Raw genomic sequence first — 13,558 nt, 5'->3', positions numbered from 1 at the left:
GCATCGGAGTGGTCTTAGAGCTGCCAAACCTGCGACGTGGTCGCACACCGTCGGGCTCGCCCACGACACGGTGCGTGTGGCAACGGCATTTTACATAGCGGGGATGGATCTCCCGTTTCAGCTCGCGCTGTCGCCTTCGCGCGACGGGCAGCCTTGATGGACGGCATTGTGACTTCTTCTCCCGCACCTACCGAATTTCCTTCCATGTCCGCCCTCGACGCCGGCCAGCCCACGCTGCCGCCCGAAGCGCCGCTGGCGATGCCCGAACAAGACCTGCGCAAAGGCAGCCTGCAGGTGCCGCATCAGCGCACTGCGCCGGTGGGTATCGGCGTGCGGCGTTTCTATCTGATCGGCGGCACCTTCGCCACCACTGCCGTGGCGGTGTGGGTGATGCTCAGCGTGCTGTGGCCCGGCGGCATCAGCGTGCTGGAAGGCTGTCTGCTCGGGCTGTTCATACTGTTGTTTGCCTGGATCGCGATGTCCTTCGCCAGCGCGGTGGCCGGCTTTGTCACCGTGGTGGCGCGCGCCGGACGCAAGCTCGGCATCGACCCGGATGCACCGCTGCCGACATTGCACACGCGCACTGCGTTGCTGATGCCCACCTACAACGAAGACCCGCGCCGGCTGCTGGCCGGCCTGCAGGCGATCTACGAATCGGTGGCAGAGACCGGCCAGCTGGAACATTTCGACTTCTTCGTACTCAGCGACACCACCCGCGAACACATCGGCGCTGCCGAAGAACTGGTCTACAACGAGCTGTGCGATCGCGTCGACGGACATGGGCGCATCTTTTACCGCCGCCGTGCCGACAACGCCGCGCGCAAGGCCGGTAACGTGGCCGACTGGGTGCGTCGTTTCGGCGGCAGCTACCCGCAGATGCTGATCCTGGACGCCGACAGTGTGATGACCGGCGACACCATCGTGCGGCTGGTCGCCGGCATGGAAAACAACCCGGATGTGGGGCTGATCCAGACCCTGCCGGCGGTGGTCAACGGGCAGACCCTGTTTGCCCGCATGCAGCAGTTCGGTGGCCGCGTGTACGGGCCGATCATCGCGTTTGGTGTGGCCTGGTGGCATGGCGCCGAGAGCAATTACTGGGGCCACAACGCCATCATCCGCACCCAGGCCTTCGCCGATCACGCCGGCCTGCCGGCGCTGCGCGGGCGCAAGCCGTTCGGCGGGCATGTGCTCAGCCACGATTTTGTCGAAGCGGCGCTGATGCGGCGGGGCGGCTGGGCCATGCACATGGTGCCGTACCTGCAGGGCAGCTACGAAGAAGGCCCGCCCACGCTGACCGACCTGCTGATCCGCGACCGTCGCTGGTGCCAGGGCAACCTGCAGCATGCCAAGGTCGTCGGCGCCAAGGGGCTGCACTGGATCAGCCGCATGCACATGATGATCGGCATCGGGCATTACTTCACCGCGCCGATGTGGGGCATGTTGATGCTGATCGGCATCGGCATTCCGCTGGCCGGGGCCGGCATCGACCTGGCCCAGGGCCTGCCGTTCTCGCCTGCGCGCTATTGGCACGGCAGCAGCGAAGGCAACGCGATCTGGATTTTCGCCTGCACCATGTTCGTGCTGCTGGCGCCCAAGCTGCTGGGCTATATCGCACTGCTGCTCAACCCGCGCGAACTGCGTGCCTGCGGCGGGGCGTTTCGCGCCATGCTGAGCATCCTGCTGGAAACCGTGTTGGCGGCCCTGATGGCGCCGGTGGTGATGTATCTGCAGTCGCGCGGCGTGTTCGAAGTGCTGGCCGGCAAGGATTCGGGTTGGGATGCGCAGGTGCGCGACGACGGCAAGCTGGCGTGGCCGGCGCTGCTGCGCAGCTACGGCGGGCTGACCATCTTCGGCCTGTTCATGGGCTCGATGGCCTACGTGGTCTCGCCGTCGCTGGCGGCCTGGATGGCGCCGGTGATTATCGGTATGGCCTTGTCCATTCCGGTGGTGGCGCTGACCTCGTTGCGCCGCACCGGCCTGGGTCTGCGGCGGGCCGGCATCTTCTGCATTCCCGAAGAACTCGACCCGCCCAAGGTGCTGGTGCGTGCGGCCGAACTGCGCCGCGCCGCCGCGCTGGAGCCCTCGCTGATCTGAGCGCGGCACGTTGCGCGCGGCCTGCCGCGCATGCAGGTCGTGCCTGGCAGGCCGCTCAAGGCACGCCCGGACCGATCGCCACGCGTGGCTTGCCCGCTGCGTGATCGGGCCGGCCGATTTCGCAAGGCATAATGCCCAGCCCGCAAGCGGAGCTGGACGATGTTGGAAGTGATCGAACGCGAGACCGGACCGAACCCGCAGTGGACCGTGCTGTGGCTGCACGGCCTGGGTGCCGATGGCAGCGACTTCGCCCCGATGGTGCCGGAACTGGTGCGCCCGCATTGGCCGGCGCTGCGCTTCGTGTTCCCGCACGCGCCAATCCGCCCGATCACCATCAACAACGGCGTGCGCATGCGCGGTTGGTACGACATCGTCGGCATGGATTTCGCACATCGTGCCGACAAGGCCGGCATTGCCGAATCGGTGGCCCAGATCGAGGCATTGATCGCCCATGAGCAGACCCGCGGCATCGCCCCCGAGCGCATCCTGCTGGCCGGCTTCTCGCAGGGTGGCGCAGTGACCCTGGCGGTCGGTCTGCAGCGCAGCGTTGCGCTGGCCGGGCTGATCGCCCTGTCGACCTATCTGCCCGACCCGACAGCCGCCGCCAGCCAGTTGCAGCCGGCTGCCACCCGCCAACCGGTGTTCATGGCGCATGGCAGCGCCGACCCGGTGGTGCCGTTCGGTGCCGGCGAACAGAGCGCACAGACCTTGCGCACGCTCGGCTTTGAACTGGAATGGCACACCTACCCGATGGGACATCAGGTCTGCCTGGAAGAGATCGAGGCGCTGCGCAACTGGATGCAGGCGCGCTTCACCGCCGCCTGAGTGCATGGCCCCGCGCGCGCCACAGATCGCCTGGATGCCGGACCTGTGCCGGCTGCCACGATTGGGCGCGATGCTGGGGCTGGCCGAACTGGTGGTGCTGGTGGTGACGCTGGTGCCCGATGTCGGCGCGGCGCGCAGCATCACGCTGTCGCGTTTCGTGTCGGCCAGCGGTCTGGCGTTGTGGTTGGCGCTGGCCGTCACCGTGCTGCTATGCGTCTTGCGGCCCAGCCTGTCGCGGCTGCCGCCCAAGCTGGGCGGCTTGACTGCGTTATCGATCGCCGCCGTCGTGGCGATGCTCGGCGCCGGCATCGTGCACGGCCTGTATGCGGTACTCGGGCAGGCGCCGTTGGGGCCGTTGGTGGGCTTCTGGCGGTTCACCCTCGGCAGTGCGGCCACGGTGGTGCTGATCACCGCGCTGGCGCTGCGCTATTTCTATGTCAGCGACCGCTGGGAAGCGCAGGTGCAGGCCAATGCGCGCGCGCAGGCCGATGCCTTGCAGGCGCGCATCCGCCCGCATTTTCTGTTCAACAGCATGAATCTGATCGCCAGCCTGTTGCGGCGCGACCCGGTGGTGGCCGAGCAGGCAGTGCTGGATCTGTCGGATCTGTTCCGCGCCGCGCTCGGTGCCGGCGAAGGCCTGTCCACCTTGCGCGCCGAATGCGAACTGGCCGAGCGCTATCTGGCGATCGAATCGCTGCGCCTGGGCGACCGCCTGCAGGTGCGCTGGCATCGCCAGGAACCCTTGCCGTGGGAATTGCCGATGCCGCGCCTGGTGCTGCAACCGCTGGTGGAAAATGCGGTATTGCACGGGATTTCGCGCCTGCCCGAGGGCGGCACGCTGTACCTGTCGTTGCGCCAGCGCGGCAACCAGTTGCAGATCCGCATCGTCAATCCGGCCCCGCAACCGGGTACGCAGTTGCCGCTGCTTGCCGGCGCCGGGCACGCCCAGGCCAGCATCTCGCACCGGCTGGCGTTTCAGTTCGGGGCCGGGGCACGGATGGCGGCCAGCTGGGCTGAAGGCTACTATGCCTGTGAGATCACATTGCCGCTGCCGTGAGGGGAAAGTCACGGCAGCGAGGGGGAGTCCATGACGGCCACGCAAGTGCGGGTGCTGATCGCCGATGACGAGCCGCTGGCGCGCGAGCGCCTGCGCATGCTGCTGGGCGAACATCCGCACGTCGAGGTGATCGGCGAGGCCGAAAACGGCCAGCAGGTGCTACAGCAATGCCAGCACCTGCATCCGGACCTGGTGCTGCTGGACATCGCCATGCCCGGCGTCGACGGCCTGGAAACCGCGCGCCTGCTGCGCCAAGGTCAGCAACCGCCGGCGGTGGTGTTCTGCACCGCCTACGACCAGCACGCACTGTCGGCCTTCGACGCCGCCGCACTGGATTACCTGATGAAGCCGGTGCGCCCGGAGCGCCTGGCCGCCGCACTGGACAAGGTGGCGACCTTTCTGGCCGGGCGCGCGCCCAGCGCCACCCCGCCACCGCTACGCACGCATTTGTGTGCCCGTCTGCGCGGCAGTCTGCGGCTGATTGCCATCGGCGACATCCGCTACCTACAGGCCGAAGAGAAGTACGTCATCGTCCACCACACCCGTGGCGAGGACCTGATCGAAGAGTCGCTCATATCGCTGGAAGACGAATTCGCCGACCGCCTGGTGCGCATCCATCGCAACTGCCTGGTCGCGCGCGCCGAGCTGGTGGAACTGCGCCGCAGCGGCGATGGCCAGGTGCACGCAGTGCTGCGCAATGTGCCGCAACCCCTGGAAGTGAGCCGCCGCTGCGTGGCCAGCCTGCGCGAGCAATTGCGTTAGGGCGCGTCATGCCGGGTGTGATGAGATCCGTTGGCCGTCAGCGGCGCGGGTGCCGCGTGGTGCGCGCTTGCGCTCCAGGTAGGCGTTACGCGCCCGGTCCGGGATAATGGCGGGATGACCACGCTCCGCATCGCCACCCGCAAGAGCCCGCTCGCCCTTTGGCAGAGCGAACACGTCGCCACCGCGCTGCGCCAGCACCATCCCGGGCTGGAGGTCGTGCTGGTGCCGATGAGCACCCGCGGCGACGAAGTGCTGGACCGCTCGCTGGCCGCGATCGGCGGCAAGGGCCTGTTCCTGAAGGAACTGGAGCTGGCGATGCTGCGCGGCGAGGCCGATTGCGCGGTGCATTCGCTCAAGGACGTGCCAATGGAACTGGACGCGCCGTTCGTGCTGCCGGCGATCATGGAGCGTGGCGATGCGGCCGATGCGCTGGTGTCCAACCTTTATGCCACCGTGCAGGCGTTGCCGCTGGGCGCGCGCGTGGGCACCTCGTCGCTGCGGCGCCAGGCGCAGTTGCGCGCCGCACGCCCGGATCTGGAACTGATCGACCTGCGCGGCAACGTCAACACCCGCCTGGCCAAACTCGACAACGGCGGTTACGACGCCATCGTGCTGGCCTGCGCCGGTTTGCAGCGGCTCGGGTTCGATGCGCGCATCACCGCACGGCTGGACGTGCCGGAGTGGTTGCCGGCACCTGCCCAGGGCGCAGTGGCGGTGGAATGCCGTGGCGACGATGCGCACATCCACGGCCTGCTGGCGGTGCTGGATGCCGGCCGCACCCGCGCCTGCGTAGAAGCCGAGCGGGCGATGAATCGTGCGTTGCATGGCAGCTGCCATGTGCCGGTAGCCGCCTTCGCGCGCTGGGAAGGCGACGGATTATTTCTGCAGGGCATGGTCGGCAGCGCTAGCGACGGACGCCTGATCCACGCCGAGGCGCACGGCAGTGCCGAGGACACCGAATCACTCGGCCGCCTGGTCGCACAAGGCCTGTTCGACAAGGGCGCCGCGCAATTGTTGGCGGAGCTGTGACGCAGCCGGCAACCTGCGACGCAGGCGTTGATCTGTAACGCGACAGGCTTCGACGCCGGCCCCGATACGCAAACGCCCAAGCTCACCGCCTCGATGCTGCATACACCCGGTAATCGCGTTTCGTAGGAGCGGACCTGGCCGCGACAGGGCATTACCGATAAAGCCCCATCGCGGCCAAGGCCGCTCCTACTTGAACGTGTAGACCAGGTTGACCGTGGTCAGCGTGTCGGTCTTCTTGTCGCCTTCGCTGACCTCGCTGTTGTGGCGCATCTGCCACGCGGCCTTGAGCGCAAAGTGCGAGTTCATGCTGACCTGCACGCCGAAATCGTTCTGCGCATAGGTGTTGTATTCGCCCGATTCCACCAGCAGCGTGTTGATCAGATCGGTGTTGTCGGTGACGGTGTATTTGAGGTCGAACAGGCCGCGCCCGATCAGGCCGGTCTCGTTGCGATCTTCGTCGCTGTTGTGCGCGCGGCGGATACCCGGGCCCACCTGTGCATCCAGATAAAAACGGTCGGCGTTGATCAGCCGCGTGCCGTAACCGATACCGAAGGTGGCCAGACGGTCGTAGGTGGCGAAGTCGTCGTGTTCGTAACGGCCGGTGGCGGTGAGCTGGCGGTGTTCGCCCAGCTGCAACGCACTGCCCACGCTGCCGGTGTAGCGTTCGGCGGTGGTCTGGCGCTCGCGTTCGGTGCTGCCGTCGTCGTTGGTATTTGTGTATTCCGAGCTGGAGCGCAGCGCGGTGGCGTCCAGGCTGTGGATCCAGTCGCCGTCGGTATAGCGCAAGCGGACCCGGCCATTGAGGCTGTCGGTGGTGCTGTTGCCGTGGGCGGCGGCGTAGCCGAGCTCGCCACTACTCCCGCTCCACGGCGACGGCATCACAGCGGCAGCGGGGTCCACCGGCGCCGGTGCAACTGCCTGGGCCCAGACAGTAGGCGTGATCAACAACAGCTGCAGCAGGGCAGACAACGGGGCACGGCGGGGCATGGGCGGCTCGCTTTGGAAGGCAGGGGCGAAAGAGGTGGAAGCGATTTCATGATAACGGACTGGGCGGCTACGTCATGACTAGGTGAACGCCGCGCTTTATTGGCGGTTCGGTCGGTAGTCGCCGATGGCACCCGATCGGCCTTATCGGGCCAAGCCGGCGCATCCCGATCAGGCGCACGGCGATCGAGCGTGCCACTATCGCGAGTGTCACTTGCAGGAGCGATGCAACACCGCAGCAAGGCCGGCCCTGCGCGGGTCTGCGCATGCAGCCGGCCGGCCATCGTCGCTTCTGCCCATCCGCGCTCACCCTGCCGCGCAAAGACTCGGACATAATCCACGCATGGACCGCTACGAACGCATCAACTCCCTGCATCGCTTGCTCAAGTCGGCGCGCTACCCGGTGACGGTGGCGCGGCTGCAGGATGAGCTGAGCTGTTCCCGCGCAACCGTGTATCGCGATCTGGCCTTTCTGCGCGATGCGCTGATGGCGCCGGTGGAGGGCGATGGCGAATCCGGCTTCCGCTATCTGTCCGGCGAAAGCGACCGCTTCGAGTTGCCCGGCCTGTGGTTGAGTTCGGAAGAATTGCACGCGCTGCTGGCCTCGCAGCAATTGCTCGCGCGTACCGGCGGCGGGGTGTTGTCGTCGATGCTGGCGCCGCTGCAGCAACGCATCGAAGGGCTGCTGGCCGCCCAGGCCGGTGTCTCGCAATGGCCGGTGGATCGGGTGCGGGTGATTCCGCACCGCGGGCGCAAGCTGGATGAGGCGAGCTTCCGCACCGTGGCCTCTGGCGTGCTGGAGCGCAAGCAGCTGAGCTTCGACTACCGCGCACGCTCCACCGACGAATCGACCAAGCGCATCGTCTCCCCGCAGCGCATCACCCATTACCGCGACAACTGGTATCTGGACGCCTGGGATCACGGCCGCGACGGCGTACGCAGTTTTGCGGTGGACCGCATCAATCACGCGCGCCTGCTCGAAACCGTGCCGCGCGATGTGCCCGACAGCGAGCTGGACGAGCAGTTGGCGGCCAGCTACGGCATTTTTTCGGGTGCGCCAAAAGGCTGGGCGACGATCGCCTTCAGTGCCAAGGCCGCGCGCTGGGTCGCCGACGAGCACTGGCATTCCAAGCAGCAGGGGCGCTTTTTGCCCGACGGCCGTTACGAGCTCAAAGTGCCGTACAGCAACTCACGCGAACTGCTGATGGACGTGCTGCACTACGGCTCGGATGCGGAAATCGTCGAGCCGGTGTCGTTGCGCGAACAGGCCAAGGCGCTGCTGTCGCTGGCGCTGAGCAATTACGACTGAGCGTGGCGCGCAGGACGTAACGCGCACTCGTCAAGCGGCTGCGGACGGCGTGCAGAAACCACCGCCCTACGCGTGCACTCAGCGCTTGTTCGGCACTTCAAAGCCCAGGCGGTCCACCTGCTCGCGCAACTGCGGCACGCGCTTGAGCTTGTCGGTGTAGATCGAATAATCGTCGCGCATCTTGTCGACCAGCTTGCGGTACTGGTCGCGGCTCATGTCCGGCTTGCGCGCGAAGATCCAGGCCAGGTCGCGGCCGGGGTAGGAGATCAACATCCAGGAACCGTCCGGTGCGATTTCCAGGATGCGTTGCTTGGCCGGGATGACCTTGTAGAACCACACCCGCCAGTCGCGGTTGCCACTCTCCGCGTCTACCGAGGCGCGTGCGCTGACTTCTTTTTCCGGCTCGCCGAAACCGTCGCGATACAGATAGCGCACCGCCACCTTGCCGTCTTCGACCAGGGTGTACTCGTCGCGGCTGGTGACATGACCGCGTTCCACCGGGTTGGGCATGCGCGCAATCACGTACCAGGTGCCCATGATCTTGGACAGATCGACCGCTGGTTCGTCGGTTGGTGTGTCCTTGGCATGCGCCACCGGCAGGCCGAGGACGAGCAGGAAAGCGAGGGCGATCGAAACGGTCAGGCGCATCGCAACATCACGAAAGGGGCGGTTGGGTCAGCACACTACCTCATGCAGGGGGCAAGTTCGCGTCAACGGTCGTGTCTGGCGTCGGTGGCTGCGTTTTGCCCGCCTGAGCGGGGGGCGCAGGTGCCTGGATTGGTGGCGGCAATCGCATCCGTCTCCGCCGCGCCGCGCCCAGGTCGCAGTCGGTGAGATGGACGCAGGCAATCCTGCCGGCCTGTTGTGATCCTTACCTGCCACGGAGTGCCGCCATGTCGCATCGTCCTACCGCTCGTTCCGAACGTCCCGACCCGCGCGTGCTGCGCCCGGTCCGGCAGATTGCCCTGGCCGGGCTGGCCCTGGTGCTGGTGTGGCCGGCCGCGCGCGGCCACAGCGAGTGGATCGGCTGGCTGCCGCTGTGGCTGGTCGGCATGCCGATGCTGGCCTGGTGGAGCCTGCACCGGTTCGCGTTGCCGACCCTGCTGCGGCCCGGCACGCGGCGCGCGGCGCCACGTCGGCGCGGGCCACAGGCGCAGCGCCGACGCAACGCTTCGCGAACCGCGCCAGAGGCGCGCGCGGCCTGACCTTCGGCAGGGTCGGGCGGGCGGAGGGCTGTGCTACGGTCCGGCCGTCCGCTCGTTCTCCCGGAAAATTCATGTCCAAACTCGCCTCGATCTGCCTGGTTGCCGGCCTGATCACCGCTGGCGCCGTCTCTGCAGAGGAAACCGCCGTGTCCAACGATCCCTACGCCTGGCTGGAAGATGTCACCGGCGCCAAACCGCTGGAGTGGGTGAAGGCGCAAAACGCCAAGACCGAAGCGCGGCTGGCCGCTACGCCGGCGTTCACGCAGATGGAAACCAGCATCCGCGAAGTGCTGGATTCGGACGCCAAGATTCCCGGCGTCCAGAAGATCGGCCCGTACTACTACAACTTCTGGAAGGACAAGCAGCACGAGCGCGGGCTGTGGCGGCGCACCACGCTGGACGAATACCGCAAGCCGGCGCCCAAGTGGGAAACCGTGCTGGATCTGGATGCGCTCAACAAGGCCGAAGGCGAGAACTGGGTCTGGCACGGCGCCGACTGCCTGCGCCCGGAGTACCAGCGTTGCCTGATTGCGCTGTCGCGCGGCGGTGCCGATGCCGATGTCACCCGCGAGTTCGATCTGGCTGGCAAGCAGTGGGTCAAGGACGGCTTCTTCCGACCGGAAGCCAAGGGCGGGCTGGGCTGGGTCGATAAAGACACCGTCTACGTCTACACCGATTTCGGCCCCGGCGCGCTGACCAGCTCCGGCTACCCGCGCATCGCCAAGCAGTGGAAGCGCGGCACCCCGTTGAGCGCAGCCACGGTGGTGTACGAAGGCAAGCCGACCGATATGTACATCGCCGCGATGCACGACGACACGCCTGGATTCGAGCGCGATTTCGTCAGCCGCACGCTGGCCTTCTACAACGAAGAGCTGTATTTCAAGGGTGCCGACGGCAAGCTGGTCAAGGTGGATGCGCCCAACTCGGCCAGCAAGGCGGTCAAGCGCGAATGGCTGACGCTGGAACTGCGCGACCCGTGGACGGTGGGCGGCAAGACCTACAAGGCCGGCTCGTTGCTGGCGACGCGGTTTGACGACTTCATGGCGGGCAAGCGCAACTTCGATGTGCTGTTCGAGCCCACCGACACCACCTCGTTGGCCGGCATCGCCTGGACCAAGTCGCACCTGGTGTTGAACGTGCTGGAGGACGTCAAGAATCGCCTGAGCGTGGTCACCCCCTCGCAGGATGGCTGGAAGAAGAGCGCCTTCGTCGGTGCGCCGGCGTTTGGTACCGTCGATGTCAGCGCGGTGGACAGCGACGACAGCGACGCGCTGTGGTTGACCGTCACCGATTATCTGACCCCGACCACGTTGTCGTGGGTGGAGGTGGGCAGCGCGCCGCAACCGCTCAAGACCATGCCGGCGTTCTTCGATGCCGGCAAGGACAGCATCGAACAGCACTTTGCCACCAGCAAGGACGGCGCCCGCGTGCCGTATTTCCTGGTGCGTCCCAAGGACCTGAAGCTCGACGGCAGTGCACCGACGCTGCTGTACGGCTACGGCGGTTTCGAGATTTCGATGACGCCGAATTATTCCGGCTCAATGGGCCGCGCCTGGCTGGAAAAGGGCGGCGTCTACGTGGTGGCCAACATCCGTGGCGGTGGCGAATACGGCCCGCGCTGGCACCAGGCCGCGCTCAAGCAGAACCGCCACAAGGCCTACGAAGACATGGCTGCGGTGGCCAAGGACCTGGTCACGCGCAAGATCACCTCGACCAAGCATCTGGGCGTGCAGGGCGGCAGCAACGGCGGCCTGATGACCGGCAACATGCTCACGCAGTATCCGGAGCTGTTCGGTGCGGTGGTGGTGCAGGTGCCACTGCTGGACATGAAGCGCTATAGCCATCTGCTGGCCGGCGCGTCGTGGATGGCCGAATACGGCAACCCGGATACCGACGACTGGAAGTTCATCCAGACCTTCTCGCCGTATCACCTGTTCGACCCGAAAAAGACCTATCCGCCGGTGATCTTCCTGACGTCCACCCGCGATGACCGGGTGCATCCGGGCCACGCGCGCAAGATGGCAGCCAAGATGATCGAGGCCGGCAAGGACGTGACCTACTACGAAAACATCGAAGGTGGACACGGCGGTGCGGCCAACAATGCGCAGGCGGCGCATATGGCGGCGCTGGCGTACAGCTTCCTGTGGGAGCGGTTGGCGGATTGAGTCGTCGACCGGAAGTGGTTCTGTCAATCGAGTTACGTTCGTTTCGCCAGGAAAACTTCATCTCATCAGGGATTCAAAAAGGACGGACATCTGATCGCCAGCATCCAGATCGGCGCTCACCCAGACTGTTAGCGGATACCTCTTAGGATGTTTGATCCCAGGCTTTGATGGTGCATTATTTTCCATCGAATGGAAGGAAGCACGATGGGCCAGGTTCTGCATGGGAGCGCCAGCACGACAGAGGCGATCCGTCGAGCGATACAACATAGTCAAGAGAGCCTGAGAACGCTTTCCAAGCGCTACGGCATCAATCAAAAGACGGTGGCGAAGTGGAAGAAGCGCAGTTCGGTTGCGGATCTGCCAACTGGGCCGACGCACCCGCGCTCCACGGTGTTGTCCATTGAGGATGAGGCGGCGATCGTCGCCTTCCGCAGGCACACATTGCTGCCGCTGGACGACTGTCTCTACGCATTGCAGCCGAGCATCCCGCATCTGACGCGCTCATCATTGCACCGCTGTCTGCAGCGCCATGGTACCTCGCGCTTACCCGACATCAAAGGCGACAAACCTGCCAAACAGCAATTCAAGCACTATCCGATTGGCTACTTCCACATCGACATCGCAGAGCTGCAGACGGCCCAGGGCAAGCTCTATCTGTTCGTGGCCATCGACAGAACGTCCAAGTTTGCGCTCACCGAGCTTCATCCCTCGACCAACAAGCTGGTTGCAGCGCAGTTCCTGCGCAATGTGATTCAGGCGGTGCCCTACACCCTGCATACGGTTCTGACGGATAACGGCATCCAGTTCACCAACCGCAGTTCCGACCGCTACGCCTTCGTGCATCTCTTCAGTCGCGTCTGCGAGGAGCACGGCATCGAACATCGCTTGACCAAGGTTAAGCATCCCTGGACCAACGGGCAGGTCGAGCGGATGAACCGGACCATCAAGGAAGCCACTGTCAAACGCTTCCACTACGACGATCACGCACAACTGCAACAGCATTTGGCCAACTTCATCGACGCCTACAACTACGCTCGCAGACTCAAAGCCCTGAAGGGTCTGACACCGTACGAATTCATCTGCAAACAGTGGGCATCCGAGCCCGAGCGGTTCAATGTGAACCCGATCCATCTAATGCCGGGACTGAACATCTAAGGTTTTTTCAGAAAAATTGCTTTAAAACTAACTTTATCTTTCACGCCATTATCAGTTCTAAAAAAATCTTTTGTATCTTTGAATTCAATAGCTTCTCCATGGAATGGCTCCCTTATGCTCAAGTAAAATTTCCCCCTGTGCTCCCTCACGCCATCGAGCATTAAAACATGCCCGCCTTTAGAGAATATGCAAGAACCCATTTCGTTGATCTTTTTTCCAAGATCGCGCAGCGCATCCCTTCGGGTCTCATGCAAACCTCCCATTAGGCTTTTTTTATAGCTAACGTTTTCGTATTCAAGCAAAACAGGCTCCATCCCGGTGTTTGCACTTAACGATGATGCAATCTCGGGCATATCCCTCCGCCTACCCTTATCCATGGGGCCGCTGTTGCCATCAACTGAGATTTTATGATGGTCCAACCTCATCATTAATTCGCATGCAAAGGAACAGTCACGAAAAGTAGGTTGCAGCACCATAAATTTGCCATTAGGAATCGGATATGCGTCGAACGACCCAATGCGTATCGGGCTGACAGCATAGCCATTTACCATGAATGCCTGCTGATGGTCATTTGTCGCCTCCACACCACCGAAGCGTCGAGTTACCGAATCCGAGGGCGCACTGTAAATTAATCCCTCTGCGATTTGACCTAGGTAATGTGACTTTGGGACGCCTTCAAAGGTCGGATAGCGCCGGACAAGGCCATCCGAACAACGCACCATGAGTTCAGAACTCCAATCACGTGGGCCGTCTCGGACATCCCAGTGCGGGCCGAGAGTGTCGATGATACCTACGACGTTCGGAACATTTTTATATGTGTCCGAAGTTTCCTTTGCTTTAATGGTTTTGAACGTCTCATCACTAGCTACCGGCGATTTAGGGGGTAATCTAGGGCCTGTTAACACTAATGGCCCGAGCGATTAAACTATTGAGCATGGAGATCACGCCAGCACAATTTTCTCTGATCGAACAC

General features: G+C 64.2%; 12 protein-coding genes. 9 read left to right on the top strand and 3 right to left on the bottom strand.

All coding sequences use genetic code 11. The features are described 5' to 3' along the window. Positions 1–156 precede the first annotated feature (156 nt). The 5 genes from mdoH to hemC all read left to right on the top strand — a co-directional run bounded on the left by mdoH (position 157) and on the right by hemC (position 5,767). Complete coding sequence (gene mdoH / locus XcyCFBP4188_RS16330; protein ID WP_046932864.1) at positions 157–2,094, top strand: glucans biosynthesis glucosyltransferase MdoH; 1,938 nt, start codon at positions 157–159, stop codon at positions 2,092–2,094. A gap of 159 nt (positions 2,095–2,253) precedes the next feature. Further along, the gene (locus tag XcyCFBP4188_RS16325; protein WP_006451602.1) at positions 2,254–2,919 is read left to right on the top strand and encodes an alpha/beta hydrolase; all 666 of its coding nucleotides are present in this window, start codon (positions 2,254–2,256) and stop codon (positions 2,917–2,919) included. Positions 2,920–2,923: 4 nt separating this feature from the next. Further along, entirely contained in the window at positions 2,924–3,976 is a 1,053-nt protein-coding gene (locus tag XcyCFBP4188_RS16320; RefSeq protein WP_006451603.1) for a sensor histidine kinase, read from the top strand. Between the two features lie 30 nt (positions 3,977–4,006). Beyond that, entirely contained in the window at positions 4,007–4,738 is a 732-nt protein-coding gene (locus XcyCFBP4188_RS16315) for a LytR/AlgR family response regulator transcription factor (RefSeq protein ID WP_104592448.1), read from the top strand. A gap of 114 nt (positions 4,739–4,852) precedes the next feature. Beyond that, positions 4,853–5,767: a hydroxymethylbilane synthase gene (gene hemC / locus XcyCFBP4188_RS16310; protein WP_006451605.1), complete on the top strand. Its 915-nt coding sequence runs from the start codon at positions 4,853–4,855 to the stop codon at positions 5,765–5,767. A gap of 186 nt (positions 5,768–5,953) precedes the next feature. Here the strand turns inward: hemC and XcyCFBP4188_RS16305 are convergent, their stop codons facing one another. Continuing rightward, on the bottom strand, positions 5,954–6,754 hold the full coding sequence (locus tag XcyCFBP4188_RS16305) for a DUF481 domain-containing protein (RefSeq protein ID WP_104592447.1): 801 nt from the start codon (positions 6,752–6,754) through the stop codon (positions 5,954–5,956). A 340-nt stretch (positions 6,755–7,094) separates the two neighbouring features. Here XcyCFBP4188_RS16305 and XcyCFBP4188_RS16300 point away from each other — a divergent pair, with 340 nt between their 5' ends. Further along, positions 7,095–8,060 carry a helix-turn-helix transcriptional regulator gene (locus XcyCFBP4188_RS16300; protein ID WP_006451607.1) on the top strand — a complete coding sequence of 322 codons (966 nt, stop codon included), beginning with the start codon at positions 7,095–7,097 and terminating at the stop codon, positions 8,058–8,060. 78 nt (positions 8,061–8,138) lie between these two features. Here XcyCFBP4188_RS16300 and XcyCFBP4188_RS16295 read toward each other — a convergent pair whose 3' ends face one another. Continuing rightward, positions 8,139–8,708: a lipocalin family protein gene (locus XcyCFBP4188_RS16295; protein ID WP_006451608.1), complete on the bottom strand. Its 570-nt coding sequence runs from the start codon at positions 8,706–8,708 to the stop codon at positions 8,139–8,141. A gap of 245 nt (positions 8,709–8,953) precedes the next feature. On the opposite strand from XcyCFBP4188_RS16295, the gene XcyCFBP4188_RS16290 reads away from it, so the two are divergent. The 3 genes from XcyCFBP4188_RS16290 (at position 8,954) to XcyCFBP4188_RS16280 (ending at position 12,585) form a co-directional block, all read left to right on the top strand. Further along, complete coding sequence (locus XcyCFBP4188_RS16290) at positions 8,954–9,265, top strand: hypothetical protein (RefSeq protein ID WP_046932863.1); 312 nt, start codon at positions 8,954–8,956, stop codon at positions 9,263–9,265. Positions 9,266–9,336: 71 nt separating this feature from the next. Next, on the top strand, positions 9,337–11,430 hold the full coding sequence (locus XcyCFBP4188_RS16285; RefSeq protein ID WP_043907444.1) for a prolyl oligopeptidase family serine peptidase: 2,094 nt from the start codon (positions 9,337–9,339) through the stop codon (positions 11,428–11,430). A gap of 204 nt (positions 11,431–11,634) precedes the next feature. Beyond that, the gene (locus XcyCFBP4188_RS16280; protein ID WP_104592446.1) at positions 11,635–12,585 is read left to right on the top strand and encodes an IS481 family transposase; all 951 of its coding nucleotides are present in this window, start codon (positions 11,635–11,637) and stop codon (positions 12,583–12,585) included. Here XcyCFBP4188_RS16280 and XcyCFBP4188_RS22660 read toward each other — a convergent pair. Continuing rightward, complete coding sequence (locus tag XcyCFBP4188_RS22660) at positions 12,582–13,307, bottom strand: hypothetical protein (protein ID WP_139051532.1); 726 nt, start codon at positions 13,305–13,307, stop codon at positions 12,582–12,584. The two genes, XcyCFBP4188_RS16280 and XcyCFBP4188_RS22660, sit on opposite strands and share 4 nt — an antisense overlap. Between the last annotated feature and the right edge of the window lie 251 nt (positions 13,308–13,558).

Origin of the sequence: Xanthomonas hortorum pv. cynarae (assembly GCF_002939985.1) — a bacterium.
In the GTDB taxonomy this organism is placed as follows: Bacteria; Pseudomonadota; Gammaproteobacteria; order Xanthomonadales; family Xanthomonadaceae; genus Xanthomonas; species Xanthomonas hortorum_D.
This window is presented reverse-complemented; position numbering and strand designations above follow the sequence as displayed.

Excerpts from the sequence above, each read along its gene's own strand:
- XcyCFBP4188_RS16305 (WP_104592447.1), bottom strand. The coding sequence starts at position 6,754 with ATGCCCCGCCGTGCCCCGTTGTCTGCCCTGCTGCAGCTGTTGTTGATC.
- mdoH (WP_046932864.1), top strand. The coding sequence starts at position 157 with ATGGACGGCATTGTGACTTCTTCTCCCGCACCTACCGAATTTCCTTCC.
- XcyCFBP4188_RS16325 (WP_006451602.1), top strand. The coding sequence starts at position 2,254 with ATGTTGGAAGTGATCGAACGCGAGACCGGACCGAACCCGCAGTGGACC.
- XcyCFBP4188_RS16295 (WP_006451608.1), bottom strand. The coding sequence starts at position 8,708 with ATGCGCCTGACCGTTTCGATCGCCCTCGCTTTCCTGCTCGTCCTCGGC.
- XcyCFBP4188_RS16290 (WP_046932863.1), top strand. The coding sequence starts at position 8,954 with ATGTCGCATCGTCCTACCGCTCGTTCCGAACGTCCCGACCCGCGCGTG.
- XcyCFBP4188_RS16300 (WP_006451607.1), top strand. The coding sequence starts at position 7,095 with ATGGACCGCTACGAACGCATCAACTCCCTGCATCGCTTGCTCAAGTCG.
- XcyCFBP4188_RS16285 (WP_043907444.1), top strand. The coding sequence starts at position 9,337 with ATGTCCAAACTCGCCTCGATCTGCCTGGTTGCCGGCCTGATCACCGCT.
- XcyCFBP4188_RS16315 (WP_104592448.1), top strand. The coding sequence starts at position 4,007 with ATGACGGCCACGCAAGTGCGGGTGCTGATCGCCGATGACGAGCCGCTG.
- XcyCFBP4188_RS16320 (WP_006451603.1), top strand. The coding sequence starts at position 2,924 with ATGGCCCCGCGCGCGCCACAGATCGCCTGGATGCCGGACCTGTGCCGG.
- XcyCFBP4188_RS16280 (WP_104592446.1), top strand. The coding sequence starts at position 11,635 with ATGGGCCAGGTTCTGCATGGGAGCGCCAGCACGACAGAGGCGATCCGT.
- hemC (WP_006451605.1), top strand. The coding sequence starts at position 4,853 with ATGACCACGCTCCGCATCGCCACCCGCAAGAGCCCGCTCGCCCTTTGG.
- XcyCFBP4188_RS22660 (WP_139051532.1), bottom strand. The coding sequence starts at position 13,307 with ATGGTGCGTTGTTCGGATGGCCTTGTCCGGCGCTATCCGACCTTTGAA.